This window comes from Microvirga sp. GN3, from assembly GCF_055792825.1.
On the sequence record NZ_JBVVAK010000159.1, the window covers coordinates 1 to 16,409 of the forward strand.

Annotated in this window: 16 protein-coding genes and 2 pseudogenes; 6 read left to right on the forward strand and 12 right to left on the reverse strand. The window is 63.7% G+C overall.

The window, feature by feature from the left end; all coding sequences use genetic code 11:
• Window positions 1-135: 135 nt before the first annotated feature.
• The 4 genes and pseudogenes from ACS5Q1_RS39265 to ACS5Q1_RS39280 form a co-directional block, all read left to right on the forward strand.
• Window positions 136-330, forward strand: a pseudogene (locus ACS5Q1_RS39265) (DDE-type integrase/transposase/recombinase); the annotation flags it as partial.
• Window positions 331-850: 520 nt separating this feature from the next.
• The gene (locus tag ACS5Q1_RS39270) at window positions 851-1,276 is read left to right on the forward strand and encodes a hypothetical protein (protein WP_473103323.1); all 426 of its coding nucleotides are present in this window, start codon (window positions 851-853) and stop codon (window positions 1,274-1,276) included.
• Between the two features lie 13 nt (window positions 1,277-1,289).
• Window positions 1,290-2,606 carry an MFS transporter gene (locus tag ACS5Q1_RS39275; protein WP_473103324.1) on the forward strand — a complete coding sequence of 439 codons (1,317 nt, stop codon included), beginning with the start codon at window positions 1,290-1,292 and terminating at the stop codon, window positions 2,604-2,606.
• Window positions 2,607-2,743: 137 nt separating this feature from the next.
• Window positions 2,744-3,070, forward strand: a complete 327-nt coding sequence (locus ACS5Q1_RS39280) for an ATPase inhibitor subunit zeta (protein WP_473103325.1) — start codon at window positions 2,744-2,746, stop codon at window positions 3,068-3,070.
• Window positions 3,071-3,182: 112 nt separating this feature from the next.
• Here ACS5Q1_RS39280 and ACS5Q1_RS39285 read toward each other — a convergent pair whose 3' ends face one another.
• From ACS5Q1_RS39285 to ACS5Q1_RS39325, 9 genes are all read right to left on the reverse strand, one after another.
• Window positions 3,183-3,524, reverse strand: coding sequence for a phasin family protein (locus ACS5Q1_RS39285; RefSeq protein ID WP_473103326.1), 342 nt, complete (start codon window positions 3,522-3,524; stop codon window positions 3,183-3,185).
• 125 nt (window positions 3,525-3,649) lie between these two features.
• Complete coding sequence (locus tag ACS5Q1_RS39290) at window positions 3,650-4,882, reverse strand: HlyD family secretion protein (RefSeq protein WP_473103327.1); 1,233 nt, start codon at window positions 4,880-4,882, stop codon at window positions 3,650-3,652.
• The gene (locus ACS5Q1_RS39295; RefSeq protein WP_473103328.1) at window positions 4,875-5,357 is read right to left on the reverse strand and encodes a hypothetical protein; all 483 of its coding nucleotides are present in this window, start codon (window positions 5,355-5,357) and stop codon (window positions 4,875-4,877) included. Before ACS5Q1_RS39295 ends, ACS5Q1_RS39290 begins: the two co-directional genes overlap by 8 nt.
• Before the next feature lie 131 nt (window positions 5,358-5,488).
• Window positions 5,489-6,295, reverse strand: coding sequence for an enoyl-ACP reductase FabI (fabI, locus tag ACS5Q1_RS39300; RefSeq protein ID WP_473103329.1), 807 nt, complete (start codon window positions 6,293-6,295; stop codon window positions 5,489-5,491).
• A complete protein-coding gene (locus tag ACS5Q1_RS39305; protein WP_473103330.1) occupies window positions 6,292-8,709 on the reverse strand; it encodes a DUF3141 domain-containing protein in 2,418 nt (805 codons plus the stop codon). Before ACS5Q1_RS39305 ends, fabI begins: the two co-directional genes overlap by 4 nt.
• A gap of 27 nt (window positions 8,710-8,736) precedes the next feature.
• Window positions 8,737-9,246 (reverse strand): hypothetical protein, encoded by a 510-nt coding sequence (locus tag ACS5Q1_RS39310; RefSeq protein WP_473103331.1) that lies wholly within the window; start codon window positions 9,244-9,246, stop codon window positions 8,737-8,739.
• Window positions 9,247-9,263: 17 nt separating this feature from the next.
• Window positions 9,264-10,472 (reverse strand): acetate/propionate family kinase, encoded by a 1,209-nt coding sequence (locus tag ACS5Q1_RS39315; protein WP_473103332.1) that lies wholly within the window; start codon window positions 10,470-10,472, stop codon window positions 9,264-9,266.
• A 3-nt stretch (window positions 10,473-10,475) separates the two neighbouring features.
• Window positions 10,476-11,453, reverse strand: a complete 978-nt coding sequence (locus tag ACS5Q1_RS39320; protein ID WP_473103333.1) for a phosphate acetyltransferase — start codon at window positions 11,451-11,453, stop codon at window positions 10,476-10,478.
• Between the two features lie 267 nt (window positions 11,454-11,720).
• Window positions 11,721-12,170, reverse strand: a complete 450-nt coding sequence (locus ACS5Q1_RS39325) for a helix-turn-helix domain-containing protein (RefSeq protein WP_473103334.1) — start codon at window positions 12,168-12,170, stop codon at window positions 11,721-11,723.
• Window positions 12,171-12,540: 370 nt separating this feature from the next.
• Here ACS5Q1_RS39325 and ACS5Q1_RS39330 point away from each other — a divergent pair, with 370 nt between their 5' ends.
• Window positions 12,541-13,410 carry a bile acid:sodium symporter family protein gene (locus ACS5Q1_RS39330; protein ID WP_473103335.1) on the forward strand — a complete coding sequence of 290 codons (870 nt, stop codon included), beginning with the start codon at window positions 12,541-12,543 and terminating at the stop codon, window positions 13,408-13,410.
• Here ACS5Q1_RS39330 and ACS5Q1_RS39335 read toward each other — a convergent pair.
• Window positions 13,407-13,700: a hypothetical protein gene (locus tag ACS5Q1_RS39335; protein WP_473103336.1), complete on the reverse strand. Its 294-nt coding sequence runs from the start codon at window positions 13,698-13,700 to the stop codon at window positions 13,407-13,409. The two genes, ACS5Q1_RS39330 and ACS5Q1_RS39335, sit on opposite strands and share 4 nt — an antisense overlap.
• A gap of 350 nt (window positions 13,701-14,050) precedes the next feature.
• Between ACS5Q1_RS39335 and ACS5Q1_RS39340 the strand changes: the two genes are divergently transcribed.
• On the forward strand, window positions 14,051-14,449 hold the full coding sequence (locus ACS5Q1_RS39340) for a hypothetical protein (protein ID WP_473103337.1): 399 nt from the start codon (window positions 14,051-14,053) through the stop codon (window positions 14,447-14,449).
• Window positions 14,450-14,581: 132 nt separating this feature from the next.
• Here ACS5Q1_RS39340 and ACS5Q1_RS39345 read toward each other — a convergent pair.
• Window positions 14,582-15,070: pseudogene (locus ACS5Q1_RS39345) on the reverse strand (IS6 family transposase); the annotation flags it as partial.
• Between the two features lie 284 nt (window positions 15,071-15,354).
• On the reverse strand, window positions 15,355-16,344 hold the full coding sequence (locus ACS5Q1_RS39350; RefSeq protein WP_473103338.1) for an IS110 family RNA-guided transposase: 990 nt from the start codon (window positions 16,342-16,344) through the stop codon (window positions 15,355-15,357).
• Between the last annotated feature and the right edge of the window lie 65 nt (window positions 16,345-16,409).

A 16,409-nucleotide genomic window follows, 5' to 3' on the forward strand; every position in this document is an offset into this window, starting at 1 on the left:
TGAGATAGATCGGCCTGCCCACATCACGTGCTCCCGACACCCCTGTCCCGGTCACCCCAGGATACAGCCGCCGAGTTGGTTGCGCCAACGCGCCGATGGTGCCGAGGAAAAGCATGCCCGATAATAACCGCATCGAATAACCGCATCGAGCAGGATCACCGCGCGATCAAACGCCGTGTGCGTCCGATGCTCGGCTTCAAGTCCGCTGACAGTGCCCGCGTGATCTTAGGTGGCATCGAGTTGATCCATATGATGCGTAAACAGCAGGCGAAATATGCCTGCAGTCAACAGCTGTCGCTCGCCGAGCAGTTTCACCTGCTCGCCGCATAAGGTCGGCACGATACACCTGCTGCTTTCTCGTCCCTGTTCCGGAGTTGCGACAGAACCATCACAGCTCGTCCTTTGAAGCATGGGCTCACCTGACCTGCCTCAACACCTCGCAGGTGATAGCCGTAAATCCGCTGGGAGCTCCACTGGGTTTTTGGCTGGTATCGAACAAGGCATACGCCAGTGCTGCACCGACACGATGTCACTAATGATGATCGAGGTCTGATCGTCGTGAACCTGGTCGCACGACCCAAACTATCAATCCTGCCGCGATGGCCCGAGGGCGGTTGAGTGCACCCACGAGGTCATGTGCAGCCAGCCTTACATGCCTTGCGACCACGATGGCGTTTATGGCTCAAACTGGCAAATGATTGTCCCCTTCTGTCAAGCATGACACCTCGGCCCGTCTACACTGATCCTGCGGCGACCCGCGAGGGTCTGCCTGGCTGCGGTCGAGGGCATAGACTATTACCGAGAGGGCTGTTTCGATCGGGCGATGGTCCTGCTGTCGAAGGAGATCACGATGAAAGGTGCAGGCTTCCTGGCTCCCGCCATACTCGCCCTGGGCCTGGCCGCTATCGTCCCGGCGCCGGGTGCGTTGGCGCAGGGCGGGCTTTCCGGCTTCCAGGGTGCCTGGCTGACGGGCAGTGCGGATTGTGCGGAGGTTTACTCGTCGGCCAGCAAGGAAACCTCGTTCAAGCGGCCCGTCGATATCTTCGCACCAGCCTTCATCGTCGCGGGTAACCGCCTGAGAACACCACAAGCGACATGCCGCATCAAGGCGACTAGGCCCGCCGGAGACCGTCGGCTTCTCGTCCTCGATTGCGCCAACGCCGTGGCGGGCAACCAGGTGACGGTTCTGCTGGCTCCCCAATCGGACGGCTCGCTCAAGCGCTACCTCAACGAGCAAGACACGACCGGCACCGTGTACAAGCAATGTTCGCGATAAGGCTCGAAAGGCCATGACGGATGTGGGCGGTCGGGCCATGGATGCGGATGGGGCATCGGGTCCGGCCTCCGCCTGGATCGTCGTGGGCCTGCTATGCCTATTCATGCTCATCAACTTTGCCGATAGGGCGGTGCTCGGTCTGGCTGCCGTCCCGATCATGCGTGACCTTGGGCTGAGCCACACCGAATTCGGCCTAATCGCGGCGAGCTTCTTCACCCTCTTCTCGCTAAGCGCCGTGATCGGAGGTATCCTGGCGAACCGGATCCCCACGACGTGGGTGCTGGCCGGCCTGGCGCTGATCTGGTCCCTGTGCCAGTTGCCCATGTTGCTGCCGGTGACGCTGGCTGGGTTGATCGCCAATCGGGTCGCCCTCGGCTTTGGAGAAGGCCCCGCCTATCCTGTGGCCCTGCATGCAGCCTACAAATGGTTTCCGAGCAAGCACCGGGCGGTGCCGACGAGCCTTATTGCCATCGGCGCCCTGGCCGGCAGCGGGATCGTGGCGCCATTGATCGTCGCCGTCATTGCTGCCTGGTCGTGGCAGGCCGCCTTTGGGCTTCTCGGTGCGATTGGCCTCGTCTGGTGCGGCGTATGGCTGATGGTTGCCAGTGAGGGTCCCCTTGCACCTGACAACCCGATGACGGGCAAATCCATCGAACCCGAAATGCGCTTGTCATACCGTCGCCTGCTCACATGCCGGACGATCGTGGGGGTCGAGATCGTCGGCTTTGTCGCCTATTGGCTTCTGGCTGTAATCGTTGTCTGGCTGCCGGCCTTCCTCACCCAGGCCTTTGGCTACACTCCACTCCAAGCCGGTTGGATCATGCTGCTGGTGTCTCTCGGTCAGATCGCGCTCCTTCCTGGCATCTCCAGCCTTTCGGATGGTCTGAAGCGGCGTGGCATTTCGGGCCGGATCGCATGCGGATCGATTGCGTGCACCAGCACTCTCGCGGCTGGCCTGATCATCATTCTGATGTCGCAATCCACGGGATCGCTGCCGATTATCGTTTGCACGGTGATCGCATTCTCTCTCGGCAACGTCATGTTCGTCCTCGGGCCTGTCCTCGTTGCCCAGGTCACTCCGGTCGCGCAGCGTGGGGCAACTCTGGGCATGGTCAATGCCATTACGACGCTGGCGGGTCCTTTTGCGCCGGCGGTTATGGGGCTTGTGGTCGATGCCGGTGCCGGGACGGCGGACGGCGTCCGCAATGCCCTGCTGCTTGCCGGCATCCTCGTTGTCATTGGAGCGATTGCGGGGTTCTTCCTGATCGACCCGGAGGCTGACCAAGCCCGCATGTCGCCGGATCCCCGGACGGCTGCCTCGTCAGCGTAGGGCCCGTGCGAGCCGAATGTCGTCGCCATTGTTGACGTTCCGTCCTGACCTACATCCCCTTCGGTGACGCAATTTACCCGGGCAGCGGAGCCCGCTGACCAGAAGGTGCCTTCCGGCCGGCAATCGGAGAGTTTCGCATGACCAGCACCGACGATGTGCAGAAGACGATCCTCCGCAACAAGCTCCTCGGCCGGTGGGCTGCCGAGAGATTGGGCATGACAGGCCGTGACGCCGATGCCTATTCGGACGCGCTTGCCAGGGACACGGTCGATCCCGCGCGCTGCGACGTGTTCAGCAAGATCCGCAACGACTTTGATGCCGCGGGCGTGACTGAGTCGGATCAGAGGATCCTGAGCGTCATGACCGATCTCATGCTCAAGGCCGGGAACCTGATGCCGACAGCGCAGGGAGGTTCCGCCGATGCCGGAGCGGTGATGATCGCGCGCAATCTCATGACGCGATGAGCTCGGTAGTCGATTTTCCGCATGACGGACCTGGGTACGAATGGGATGCACGGCATAGAGTGCTGACGGCAGTCCCATGGATGCAATGCCCCAAGCATCCGACCGCTGGCTCTCATCCTCCGGTCCAGCCTCCACGGTTCACGGCGTTGGTACAGATGGTCATCAGTTTATTCATCTCGGCACTGTAATCGCGCAGGGTCTCCTCGATCCAGCGCGACTGGATTGCCGTCGCGTCCGCGGGATTCTTGCAGCCTATCATTTCACGGGCAGTGTCGCCGTCCTTGGCAAGGCGCATCGACATGAACCCGATCATTTCGCGCTGACATTCGGCGGCTGCGGTGAGCCATGTTTCCGCGGCATTCGCCAAGGCGCGGCCGCTCTCGCCGGGCCCAGCGAAGGCATGGGTGCTGCGCCGCGTTTCGGATGTACCTGACATTTTCTGCATGGTGGTCATGGATATTCTCCTCAAGCAAGATCCCTCTCAAAAGGAGAAGGTCGCCCTCACGTGCCCCTGCAAGATGAGCTTGAACAACATAGCGGCCAGGCACACGTCCCAGGTCTTGGCGCCCGTTCCTGACGTCAGTGTCCGCTGAACACGAGGGTTTGAATAGGCAATACCAGCGCCTGGATCCGCAGGATCATGGCATGAACGAGCCCGACGGCGTCCACCGCATGCAGGGCGAAACCTCGCACGGTTCCAACCTGACCCGAGGCGATCAGGTCATGATTGCTGGTATAGGCGTTGGCAATGCAGCTGCTGCCGGGCGTCACCCCTTCGAGCCCTCCGGTATAGAGCGGCTCAAGGAACACCAGGATGGTGCCCGGCCGGGCCACCTGCTGAGGATCCACCAGTTGCTCGCCGCCCCGGAACTGGCCGGCCGCGATGTAGTCCTGCACGCCGGTCACCACCATCGGGATCACCGTCCAGGGCTTCGACATGCAGGTCGCTTCGGCCACCATGCCGACCTTCATGACCTGAGCCTCGATCTGCCCGAACCCCGCAACGAGGGCCTGTCGGCCGGCACCCTCCGGGATCAGCACGCCGGCTGGTCGCATGAATGGATTGACGATGTCGCCGACCCGCAGCGTGAATTGTTCCACGCGACCGTTGACGCCAGCCCGGATCACGGACTTCGCCAGCTCAGCCTCGGCCTGGACCAAGGCGGCCTCGGCGCTGGCCTTCTGCGCCGGTAGCAGTGAGGAGATTTGCGCCTCGGCGGCTTGCTTGGCCGCAATGGCCGCATCGATGCTGCCCTGCCGACCCTGCACGGCCACCTGGAGTGTCTCGATATCCCGCGTGGCGACGGCACCGGGGTTACGGCGATAGATCTCCTGTTTGGTCGCCAGCTCGTCGACGGCCTGCTGATGAGAGCTTCGAGCTTCCTGAATCCTGCCTTCGGCGACAGCAACGTCGGAGCGTGCCACCACGAGCGCAGCCTCGACCTCCGCGATCTTGCGCCGGGCGGCCTCGGCCGCGGCCTCCTGCGTCGAGCTATCGAGCCGGAAGATCGGCGCACCCTGCTTCACCTCTCCGGTCAGGCCTACATAGACCTCGGCCACGCGCCCGTTGGTCTCGGAGGCGATTGGAACCGATCTGAACATCAGGGTGGCGCTGCTTGTCGAGGGATGGTTGTAGAAGATCACCGTGATCAGCCCGATCGTCAGCATCAGGCAGGTGATGAGGCCCCAGCGCAGTTCGAACCACATCGAGAAGAGTGTGATTTCCTTGCCGATCCGCTTTCCCTGGACGTAGCGACGATAGAGATAATCCGGCAGGATCGTCAGCAGGGAGCAGAAGAGAAGCTCAAGCATGGATCTTCTCCTTCGGCAGCCTGGACGGTGTCACGGTCTGCGGCACGTCGACCACCTTCTCCTCAGACTCGTCGGATGGCGTCGGCGCACTCCCCAACTCTTCCGGCGTTTCGGCCGCGCCTTCGCCGGGCTTCAGGCCAGCCATCTTCTCGACGGAACCCGCGATCCTGCGAAGCGGATTGCCGAAATCGGGGATGTCGATCAGAGCGAGCAGCAGGCCCGCCACCCAGAAAGCATGAATATGCGTGAACAACGCCAAAAGCCCGAGCACGGCGACGATCTCGAATTGCAGCTTGTGGGACCGGTGCGCAATCCGCTCGGGCAGCGTGTGCAGGCGAAGGAACAGGAGACCGACGGCCAGCACCGCCAGCAAAAGCACCACCGCCATGACGACCATCAGGACATCGGTCTCCCCGGGTGCGGTGATGAACATCGGCAGGTGGTGAGGGGCAGCAGGATTCAGCGACGCATTCATGCAAGCTCTCCCGGGATCACCCAGGCATCCGGCGTGATGGCAAACGTGGCCACGCCTGCGGGTTCTGCATAAGGGACGAAACTGAAAGCCATAGACGCATTCCCTTTCATCGATTTCTCACAGTGCGCTCGTCAGGCCATGATGCTGAGGCCGCCATCGACATAGGTGGTCGTCCCGGTGAGCCGTCGGGCGAACGGCGTCGTCAGGTAGGCCGCCGTCAGGCCGACATCATCGATATCCACGAGCTCGCCGATGGGCGCCCGCTCGATGGCTTCGGACAAAAGGACGTCGAAATCCTTCAAGCCCGACGCGGCGCGGGTTTTCAGCGGACCGGGGGAGACGGCGTGCACCCTGATGTGCTTGTCGCCCAGCTCGTAGGCGAGATAGCGCACGGCGCTCTCCAGCGCGGCCTTCACGGGGCCCATCAGATTGTAGTTCGGGACCACCTTGTTGGCGCCGTGATAGCTCATCGCGAGAAGCGTACCGCCTTCCTTCATCAACGGTTCTGCCAAGCGCGCCATGCGGATGAAGGAGTGGCAGGAGATATCCATCGCGACCTTGAAGCCCTCGCTGGACGAATCGACGAGCCGCCCTTGCAGATCCTCCTTCGGGGCGAACGCGATGGAATGGAGCGCGATGTCGAGGCTGCCCCAGGTCTCGCGGATCTGCTCGAAGACGGCTTCGAGCTCACCGCCCCGGCCCACATCGCATGGCGCCAGGATGGAAGCTCCCAGTTCCTTGGCCAGCGGTTCGACATAGGGCCGAGCCTTCTCGTTGAGATAGGTGACCGCGAGATCGGCCCCGAGCTGGCGGAAGACACGGGCGCAGCCATAGGCGATCGAATGCTCGTTGGCGATGCCGATGACGAGGGCCCGCTTGCCCTGCAGGATCTTCGATTGAAGAGCAACTTGTGGCAGTTCCGTCGGATGATCGTTCATGAGCTTGCTCTCGCGCGTCGGGCATCGCGGGATCGACGGACAGCCCCTGGCCTTGGCATCGCCTTGGGGCGGTCCCCGGGCCGGTGCTCCGTCAGCGGCACCGGATTTGGTTCAACCTTCTCCTCTCCTGCCACGCCATCGACGGAGAGGAGGTGCCGGATCTCGTCCAACAGTGTGATCTGCTTGGCGTTGGCCTCGATCTGGCCCTCCAGGCGGTCGAGAAGATCAAGCAGCCCACGCCGATCCCCCGGTGTCCGCAACAGCTTCGGCAGCGCCAGGAGCGCCTTCACCGGCTCGAAGTCGACGATGTAGGACTGCTCGCGGATGATCTCTCGAGCGTCCTCCGCCGACATGTCGAGGAGGCCGATGTCCTTGCCGACGAGTTCGCGGGCCCGCTTCATGGCCGAGAGACGCCGCCGGCCGGTTCCGGCCTTCATCAGCAGGAGCGCAGCGCGGACGACGGCTTTCGTCCGGTCGCCGTCCTCGATATGCGACAGCGCTTCTTTGACCGCAGGGGCACTGCGCGCATCGACGGGTTCCTCCGGAACGGCTTCCTGCTCGTCGGCCGCCATGCCGATGCCGGCCGGACCGTAGGTGCGGAAGAAAGTGTTCTCCACGGTCGCATCGCGCAGGTCGCGATAGAGGTCCAGCGAGGCGGACGTCATAGCGGCCGTCCACTGCTCCATCATCGCCATCGGACCATCGTTGTCACGCGGGGCGCGGTTCGCCCGGACCATGTCGGCCATGCCCTTCAGCGGCCACAGGAACGGGTTGATATCCGACACCGCCCAGCGCTGCGCCCGTTGCGGATGCATGGCCCGCCTCACGGCTGCTCCCGTGGGCGTCGCCATCGCGGAAACCGCGGGATGGACGAAGGTTTCGTAGGCGGAGGCAAGGGTCTCGGAGGTCGCCTCGACCGCCTTGAAAGGCATCTCGTCCTTGCGGCCGTACTTCTGCAGGACATGCAGGTCCTCGACCCGCCGCTCCGTCAGCATCACGTCGTAGCGAATGCTTCCATCTATCTCCTGCTCCTCGACCTGCATGCCGTAGAGACCGGGCGGCAGATGCTCGATGTATTCGATCAGATCGACGATCTGGGAGTGCTCGCGCTTGGCGACGGCACCCGAGACGAAGATGCCCAGATGGCCGACGCTCTTGTGCATCAGGCCGACGATGACCTGCCCGTTCGCCTTGAGGGCTTCCGTCGTCGGATAGATGTCCGCGACCCAGTTGAAGGCCTGTTGCGGCGGCGTGATGTTGTCGCCGAGCGATGCGAACAGAATGATCGGAGACTGGATCGCCCGAAGGTCGAAAGCGCGCCCCTCGGACCATTCCGCGTCGCCGTCCGCGAGGTTGTTTCCCACGAAAAGATTCTCGACGATCCACCGGATCTCCTGCCGGTCCATCAGGAAGAAGCCACCCCACCAGCGCTCGAATTCGAGGAAGCGCTCCGGCTCGGTGTCGATCTTGGAAAAGAGCGTATAATACTTGTTGAAATAGGTGTTGGCGGGGTTGAGGTACTCGAAATTCTCGACCAGATGCGCCCCGTCGAATGTGCCGGCGCCGAGATCGCTCGCGAGAAGCGCGGGCCAGGTGCCACCAAGGATGCCGCCGGCATAGCGCATGGGATTCTCGCCGTCGTTGCCGGCCCAGTAGGACATCGGCGCCCCATTGATCACGATGGGGCCGACCAGATCCGGTTCGAGCGCACCGACGAGCATGGAGGCCCAGCCACCCTGGCAGTTGCCGATCACGACAGGCTTGCGTGTCTTCGGGTGGCGTTCGCCGACGATGCGGAGGAACTCCGCCTCGGCGCGGGAGACATCCGCAAGGGTTTGCCCGGGCATCGGTTCCGGGAAGAAGATCACGAAATAGACCGGATGCCCTGCCTTGAGGGCCACACCGACCTGCGAGTCCTGTTTGAACCCGCCGATGCCCGGCCCATGGCCGGCCCGTGGATCGATGATCACGAAGGGGCGGTGGTCCGGATCGGTCTCGACGCCCTCGGGCGGAACGATGCGCACGAGAGCGTAGTTGGTCGGCCGCTCGAAGGTGCGGGCGTCCGCAATCATCTCCCACTCGAAGTCGAGCAGCGGCGGCTTGCCGGCCTTCTCATGCTCAAGCCAATTGTTGCCGCGCTGGCGCAACGTGTCCCAGAACAGGATCGAGCGCTGCGTGCAGTCGAGCCAATAGGTGCTGGCGTCTCGCCAGAAATTCAACGGAGACGCGGCAGGGGTTGGCATATCCCTCAACGGCTCGCTCGCGGCTTTCATTGCGTCGAGGTACCGCTGCATCGCTTGCGCGCACCGCTCCTGATAGACCTGCGTGACCTTTGCCTGCGCGTGGGCAAGCTCGGTCAAGCGTGTCTGCAAACCGTTTTGTTCGGCATCGATCTTGGGGTCGATCCGTGGCATGACTGCACTCTCCAGAGGTGAACTGCGTTACCGCTTGGTGTCGCCCCACTTGAGGAAGAAACCAACATCGCCGGGCAGACCGCCCGGCCACTCGATGATCATCGCGCTAAGCTTGAAACCTGCGTCCCTGAATTGATCGCGCCAGAGCTCATAGGCCTGACGCGGACGGCCGGTGAGCGTGTCGGGCCAGGATGGATCCGCGTTGTTGATGGCACGGCCATGGTCGCTGCACAACGCGTTGGGAAACCGCATGACCATCAGCTCCGTCTGGCCGCGCTCTGCCGCAGCCCGCAGCTTTGCCTTGAGCGGCAGCAAGATTTCCTTCATGCGCTCGGGCGTCAGGTCGATGGGCTCGGCGAGCCGCTTGGTCAGGTCCTGGCGCGCCTTCTCGGCGCGGTCCATGCCGTCGACCGACTTCATGGCCTTCGCCATCTGCATCTCGGCCATGTAGTTGCGCAGGTCGGCGGCCGACATGAACATCTCGTCCCCGAGCTCCTGCTGGGCCTTCTCGTTTGGCTTGGTTTGCAACGTCGTCATGCCATCATTCTCCCTGTTCAGGATGCGAGTTTGGCTTGGGTCGCGCCGAGCACGCGGCCCGTCTGCCGGGCGATCACCAGTTCCTCGTTGGTGGGAATGACCCACGCCGACGGCCCGGACCCGGTGGAGATCCGCGGCCCGCCGGAGCCGTTGGCCGCCTCATCCAGGGTGAACCCGGCCCAGCCGAGGCCGGCGATCACCTCGGCGCGGGTCGCCACATCGTTCTCGCCGATCCCGGCCGTGAAGACGAGCCCGTCGAGCCCCCCCAGCGCCGCGACGAGCGAGCCGATCTCGCGCGTGATGCGATAGACGAACAGGTCGATGGCGCGCCTGGCGTTCGGGTCGCTCGCCGCCTTGGAGCGCAGGGTCCGCATGTCGTTCGAGACGCCAGAGACCCCGAGAAGGCCGGACTTCTTGTAGAGCACACTCTCGGCCTCCTCCGCGGTGAGCTTCATCTCGCGCAGCATGTAGAACACCACGGCAGCATCGAGCGCGCCGCAGCGGGTTCCCATCGGAAGGCCGTCGAGGGCGGAAAATCCCATGGTCGTCGCGACGCTGGCCCCTCCCTTGAGGGCACACAGGCTCGCGCCGTTGCCGAGATGCGCGACGACGACCCGCCCCTCGGCCAGTTTCGGATCGGAGTCTTTCAGGACGGATGCGATATAGTCGTAGGACAGTCCGTGGAAGCCGTAGCGCCGCACACCGCGCTCCCGCATCTCGCGCGGCAGGGCGAACAAGGTCGCGAGGTCGGGCTGCGTCTGGTGGAAGGCGGTGTCGAAACAGGCAACCTGCGGCATCCCCGGCAGGCGTCGGCGGACGATGCGGATCGGCTCCAGGTTGTGGGGCTGATGCAACGGCGCGAGCGGCACCAGTGTTTCCAGGGCGTTGATGACGGTGTCGTCGACAAGGACCGGGGCGGAATAGGCCTCCCCGCCATGAACGACCCGATGCCCGATGGCCATGGGCTTGCGTTCCGCCCGAAACTGACTCAACCACGAGACGAGGTGCATCAGTGCCTCCTCGTGCGCGATCCGGTCGCCGGAGCCCCACGTCATCTCGTCGAGAATTGTCCCATCGGCGTCCTTGACGACGAAGTGCGCGTCGCCTCCCAACCCTTCGTAGAGGCCCTTCCAGACAAGCCGGGGCTCCATGCCGTCGAACATGTCGTAGATCTGGAACTTGAGGCTCGATGACCCGGCGTTGAGGATAATGAGGACGGGCGTCATGGCTCACACCTCCGGGATGGCGAGTTGCCTGCGTTGCGCCTCTGCCACGAGCGAGGCCACGGCACAGGACGCCAGCCGCGTGATCGTCGAGTCGGCCCGGCTTGTGAGGATGACCGGAACACGGGCGCCGAGCACGATGCCGGCGGCATCGGCATCGGCGAGGAAGGTCAGGCTCTTCGCCAGCATGTTGCCGGCCTCGAGGTCCGGCACCACGAGAACATTGGCCTGTCCCGCGACCGGCGACTCGATCTTCTTGATCTTCGCGGCGCCGAGATCGATGGCGTTGTCGAGCGCGAGCGGACCGTCGAGAATCCCGCCCGTGATCTGCCCGCGGTCAGCCATCTTGCACAACGCTGCGGCCTCGATGGTCGAGGGCACCTTCGGGTTCACCGTCTCCATCGCCGACAGGATCGCCACCCGCACCGGGTCGACCCGCAGCGCCTTTGCAAGGTCGATGGCGTTCTGGACGATGTGAACCTTGTCCTCCAGGGTCGGTGCGATGTTGACCGCGGCATCGGTGATGATGAGCGCCGTGTCGTGGGTCGGGACGTCCATGACGAAGCAATGGCTGATCCGGCGCGCCGTGCGCAACCCGCCCTCCCGGCGAACGATGGCGCCCATGAGTTCGTCCGTGTGCAGGCTTCCTTTCATCAGCGCTTCCGCCTGCCCGGATCGCACGAGATTGACGGCCTCGTCTGCCGCCGCATGACTGTGAGGGGCATCGACGATGCGCGCGGCGGAGACGTCCTTGCCGAGCGCCTGGGCAGCGGCCGCGATCTTAGCCTGTGGCCCGACGAGGGTCGGCTCGATCAGGCCGAGCCCGGCCGCTTCAAACACGGCGCTCAACGAGGCCGCATCGCAGGGATGCGCCACGGCGACCTTCAGCCTCGGCAGGGACTGCGCGACTGCCACGAGCCGGTCGTACTTATCGTGCCGCCTCTGATCCTGAGACACGCCTTGGCCTGTGACCGCAACCGTCATGATTGCCTCCCCGTTGTGCACGCGATGGGCTGGCGCCATTGGCTGCCGGGTATGCGACGCGACGTGCAGGAACAGGACTCACGCCCCTATCCGTGATGGCCCGGCCTGTTTGCAGAGGTGAGTATGGTCCTTTCCAGCCGTGATGCTTGACCTGTTGGGCCATTGCATTGACAGTTTTGGACTGCCATGCCGGAAGTGAGCAGGATCGCCCTCCGTCCCTGGCGGTGCCGCACGCACCGTCTCCTGCCGCTCGTGGGATGACCATTTTCAGGGAAGATCGTTCGAGCGGTCGCCGGAATCCGCACGGAGGCGACGCAGTTTGCGAAGCCGCCGCGATTTTCGGACTCGGGGATGATTGCTGCGCCATGCCGATGGCGTCTGTCCAGACCAGCGCCGGAAGGCGCGCGTGAACGCGCTCAGTTCGGAATATCTCAGGATAGCCGCGATCTGGCTCAGTGCCATGTCGGTATTTTCCAGCAACTCGCATGCGATCTCGAAGCGGATCTGGTTCGCCACCTGCCGGAACGCGAAACCCTCAGCGTTGAGGTGTCGGTTCATGGTGCGGTGGTGCATCGAGAAGAGGCGGGCGATGCTATTCGCGGAGCATGTGCCCTTGAGCAGCTCGGTCCGAAGCACCCGGCGCAAATCCTCGGCAAGGGGGCTGATATCCTGTGCGGACGACGGTTCGTCTGCCCCGGGGGTGAACGAGATTTCCATCGCTCCTCCGCTTTCTGGCAGCCACGCCGCTGCCGCATCACCCACATCCTACTGGGCGCTCAGGACCTTCCTTCGACATGTCCGGTTGCGTGATCCTCCTTGGACAACTCCGGGCGCGAGCCGGCGGGAAAGACTATGCGTCGCGCACTTGAATCGACAGCGCGTGCGGTCATTTTAGGCTCGCGGGACCAGCGTGCTTGACCCGCGGGGACAATCTCTTGACAGTTTAAGCCGCAGCCGCAGGCGCAGGACACTTGACAGTTTCCGTTCCCGCTGTCCGATCCGGTCAATGATCTGTCCCCAAGCGTCAAGCCCGTCGGGCCGATGAGCGCGATGATGACCGCTGCGACGCAGCACCGAGGACCCAGGAATGAGCCTGGATCAGGCGATCAGCCTTCTCGTGTCGGTCACGCTGATCGAAATGAGCGTCGCCACCGGACTCGGCGTCCGGCTTTCCGATGTAATGGGCGCGGCAAAGGACGGGAAGCAGCTTCTTGGGGCTGGGCTGGCCAATTACGTCGCCGTTCCGGCGGCTGCCGTCATCCTCATCCTTCTGGTGGACGCCGACCCGTTGATCGCCGCCGGGATCCTGATCCTCGCCGTGTGTCCGGGTGCCCCCTATGGCCCTCCGCTGACAGCGCTTGCCCGCGGCACCACCGCAACCTCGGTCGGACTGATGGTGATCCTGGCCGGCTCGTCGGTGATCCTGGCGCCGCTGCTGCTCTTCCTCTTATTGCCCCTTACGACCGGGGGAGCGGACCTGCATGTCGACCCGCTCGGAATGCTTGCGGTCATCGTAGTGACCCAACTCCTCCCACTCTGCGGTGGGCTCGCCATCGGCCAGCGGTGGCCCGATCGGGCGGCACGGTGGCTCGGCCCTGTTGTCGCGGTCAGCAAGGCCCTCAATGCGGCCACCCTGGCGCTCATCCTGACATCCCAATTCTCCGAGCTGCTGGATATCCTCCGCCCCCGCGGGATCATGGCCATGCTGGTCCTGCTTGGCATCAGCCTCGGGGCCGGGTGGATGGCCGGCGGTCCGGGGAGCGGTGACCGCAAGGCGGTGGCGCTCACGACCGCGATCCGCAACGTCGGTCTTGGCCTGGTGATCACGGCCAGCGCGTTCGCCGGCACGGCGGCGGCCACGGCGGTCATCGTCTATGGGCTCGTGCAGCTCCTCGGGTCATTCCTGCTGGCGCTGTGGTGGCGGCGAGAGTGGGAATTGGACCCGGCTTCAAGCTAGCCGCCAGCCTTGACCCGGTTCAGGAGCGTCTCGATGTCATCTGCCAGATCCATGATCGCGCGCGGGTGCCGCTGTTTCCCCTTTCGCCACTGCTCACGCTGAACTTCGGTTGCCTTCAACCGGAGCGGCGGCGGTTCGGATTTCGGGCGCACAATCGGCGTATGGCGTGCAACCTGCTTGACCTCGCTGCGGATCAGGCAGATCGCGACGGCCATGAGCAGCGGCACCAAGGCGATCAGCCCCAGCGCGATCCAATCCTGGGGTGTCATGTGTAGCCAGAGAGCATTCATGGGCTTCCTCCCATAATGACCTCGGATTGCCCTCCTGAGGCGCCTCATCCTGTTTCAGCGGGAGGGTACTCATTAATCCTACTTGATCCTACACCCGTGAGCCGGCCCGGCGAAGCCGATGACTAGCGGTTGTTCGGGGGGACATTCCGATCGGCCCGAACCCGCCCAACGAGGCGAAACAGGAACGGTTGGGCTCAAACTGTCAAGCGATTGTCCGTTTCGATCAAGCACGCCCTCCCGGCATCCCTAGAATGTTTCCAAAGGAAGAAGAAATTCTTCCGTCAGGAGTGAGAGCGGAGCCGCCTCGAATCCATGTGGCGTCTCCATGCCTCGAACAGGAGGACGCGCTCATGACCCGCTCCGGCAAGGACGACGATCTGTTTTCGGCATCGTCAGAACCGATCAGCTCCCCCTCAGGCATCGACCGCCGGGCGTTTCTCATGCGCAACGCCGCCATCGGCGCTGCAGCCGTGATGACCGGCACGACAGGGGCTCCAGAGGCCCGGGCCCAACAGGCCGCGACGGAGGCCGCCGCGCAGCAGGCCAAGAGGGAAGCCGCGGGAGGCGAGGCCGGTCTCAAGATGAGTTCGGCTCTCTCGCCGGATCTCGATGTCGTCAAGACATCGAAGGGGCCGGTCATGACCGTAGCGGACGAGTTCTACAAGGTCGGCCCCGGCCCCTCGAGCTCGCACACGATCGGGCCGAGGCATCGTCACATTAACGAACTGCAATCGGATGCAGCTGTATGAGAGGGCATGAAGAAATCTTCTCAGCCGCTCTATGCCCGCCACCGTTTCCCCGCTGAGGTGATCAGTCTGGCCGTTGGTTCTGTCGCAAATCCGGAACAGAGACAAGAAAGCAGCAGGTGCATCGTGCCGCCCTCATGCGGCGAGCAGGTGAAACTGCTCGGCGAGCGATAGCTGCTGATTGCAGGCATATTTCGCCTGCTGTTTGCGCATCATATGGATCAACTCGATGCCACCCAAGATCACGTGGGCGCTGTCAACGGACTTGAAGCCGAGCATCGGACGCACGCGGCGTTTGATCGCGCGGTGATCCTGCTCGATGCGGTTATTGAGGTATTGACTCTGCCGGATCCCGATCGGCTTGAGCCGACGTCTTGAGCGGTCCTGCAGCCGGCTCTCGGCATCACACGACAGGATGGCTTCGCGGTTGGTTTGGCTGCCATCGATGACGATCCTCTCGGGCCGGCCATGCCGCTTGAGTGCCTTGCGCAGGAACCGCTTGGCCGCAGCCAGATTGCGCCGCTCACTGAACCAGAATTCCACCGTGTCGCCGTTGCTGTCGATTCCGCGGTAAAGGTACATCCAACGGCCGCGGACCTTGATGTAAGTTTCGTCGATGTGCCATATGTGGACGGCCCCCGCCCCGCAAGAAGATTTGGGCATTGTTTGATCAGATCGCTTGCGTTCATATGTCCGGCCTGTGTTGTTGCGCTCGCACATGAACGCTGGCCAAGATGGGTTCCGCCACCCGAGTTCCAAACACTTACGCGACCTTGAAGGGCCAATGGCACATTCGGAGTGTCTCGGGATTAGGATCGATCGATCACACCATCTCCTCGTCACCTTGCAAGTTCCGTCATCGGCTCCGTACGAGAGCAGGTCATCGGCTCATCGTGCCGGGCCGCAATCTACGCCGCACCACCCGATCCGACGGGACTAACCCGCGCTGCGTAGTGCTCGCCGGAGACCATTAGCTTCCAGGCAATCCGCGCGATCTTATTGGCCAGGGCCACCGCTGCCAGCTTCGGCGGCTTGCGCTTGAGCAGCGCGATGAGCCAGGGCGACGCCCTGGTTTGGCTTCGCTGAGCATGCCGGATCACGGCCGTGGCACCAACGACCAGCACGCTGCGCAAGGCCTCGTCCCCGGCGCGCGTGATCACCCCCAATCGCACCTTGCCGGCGGTCGAATGATCCTTCGGGGTCAAGCCGAGCCAGGCGGCAAAGTGGCGCGCCGATCGGAAGACCTCAGGGGCGGGTGTCTTCATCACCAGCATCGTAGCACCAATCGGGCCCACCCCGGGGATCTTGGCCAAGCGTCGGCTGCGCTCATCGGCGCGGTGCCAGGCCATCAGCTTGTCTTCGATCTCCTCCAACTGCGCCTGCAGGTGCGTGTACTCCCGCGCGTGGAGATCAAATAGCTCCCGCGCCAGTGCCGGCAGCGTGTCATCCTCTCGGATGCGCTCCAAGAGCGGCTCGATCTTCACCAGCCCCTTCGCCGCAACCAATCCGAACTCGGCCGCATAACCACGGATCGCATTAGTCAGTTGGGTGCGCTGACGGATCAGCCGGTCGCGCAGGCCTACCAGCATGAGAGCAGCCTGCTGCTCCGCCGTTTTGACCCGCACAAAGCGCATGCTCGGCCGGCTCATGGCCTCGCATAGGGCTTCCGCGTCAGCCGCATCGTTCTTGCCACGCTTGACATATGGCTTCACGAACTGCGGTGCGATCATCTTCACCTGATGGCCGAGCGACTGCAGCAAGCGCGCCCAGTGGTGCGAGCCGCCGCAGGCCTCGATGCCGACCACCGTCGGCGGCAGCTTCGTAAAGAAGGCGATGAGATCCTGGCGCCGCAGCTTCTTGCGCAGCACCGGCTCCTCGGCGGCATTCACCCCGTGCAATTGGAAGACGTGCTTTTTGCGGTAGGGACGCCCGTTACCGGGCGCCCCCCGCTCAGATCCCGGCG

Excerpts from the sequence above, each read along its gene's own strand:
- ACS5Q1_RS39270 (WP_473103323.1), top strand. The coding sequence starts at position 851 with ATGAAAGGTGCAGGCTTCCTGGCTCCCGCCATACTCGCCCTGGGCCTG.
- ACS5Q1_RS39275 (WP_473103324.1), top strand. The coding sequence starts at position 1,290 with ATGACGGATGTGGGCGGTCGGGCCATGGATGCGGATGGGGCATCGGGT.
- ACS5Q1_RS39280 (WP_473103325.1), top strand. The coding sequence starts at position 2,744 with ATGACCAGCACCGACGATGTGCAGAAGACGATCCTCCGCAACAAGCTC.
- ACS5Q1_RS39285 (WP_473103326.1), bottom strand. The coding sequence starts at position 3,524 with ATGACCACCATGCAGAAAATGTCAGGTACATCCGAAACGCGGCGCAGC.
- ACS5Q1_RS39290 (WP_473103327.1), bottom strand. The coding sequence starts at position 4,882 with ATGCTTGAGCTTCTCTTCTGCTCCCTGCTGACGATCCTGCCGGATTAT.
- ACS5Q1_RS39295 (WP_473103328.1), bottom strand. The coding sequence starts at position 5,357 with ATGAATGCGTCGCTGAATCCTGCTGCCCCTCACCACCTGCCGATGTTC.
- fabI (WP_473103329.1), bottom strand. The coding sequence starts at position 6,295 with ATGAACGATCATCCGACGGAACTGCCACAAGTTGCTCTTCAATCGAAG.
- ACS5Q1_RS39305 (WP_473103330.1), bottom strand. The coding sequence starts at position 8,709 with ATGCCACGGATCGACCCCAAGATCGATGCCGAACAAAACGGTTTGCAG.
- ACS5Q1_RS39310 (WP_473103331.1), bottom strand. The coding sequence starts at position 9,246 with ATGACGACGTTGCAAACCAAGCCAAACGAGAAGGCCCAGCAGGAGCTC.
- ACS5Q1_RS39315 (WP_473103332.1), bottom strand. The coding sequence starts at position 10,472 with ATGACGCCCGTCCTCATTATCCTCAACGCCGGGTCATCGAGCCTCAAG.
- ACS5Q1_RS39320 (WP_473103333.1), bottom strand. The coding sequence starts at position 11,453 with ATGACGGTTGCGGTCACAGGCCAAGGCGTGTCTCAGGATCAGAGGCGG.
- ACS5Q1_RS39325 (WP_473103334.1), bottom strand. The coding sequence starts at position 12,170 with ATGGAAATCTCGTTCACCCCCGGGGCAGACGAACCGTCGTCCGCACAG.
- ACS5Q1_RS39330 (WP_473103335.1), top strand. The coding sequence starts at position 12,541 with ATGAGCCTGGATCAGGCGATCAGCCTTCTCGTGTCGGTCACGCTGATC.
- ACS5Q1_RS39335 (WP_473103336.1), bottom strand. The coding sequence starts at position 13,700 with ATGAATGCTCTCTGGCTACACATGACACCCCAGGATTGGATCGCGCTG.
- ACS5Q1_RS39340 (WP_473103337.1), top strand. The coding sequence starts at position 14,051 with ATGACCCGCTCCGGCAAGGACGACGATCTGTTTTCGGCATCGTCAGAA.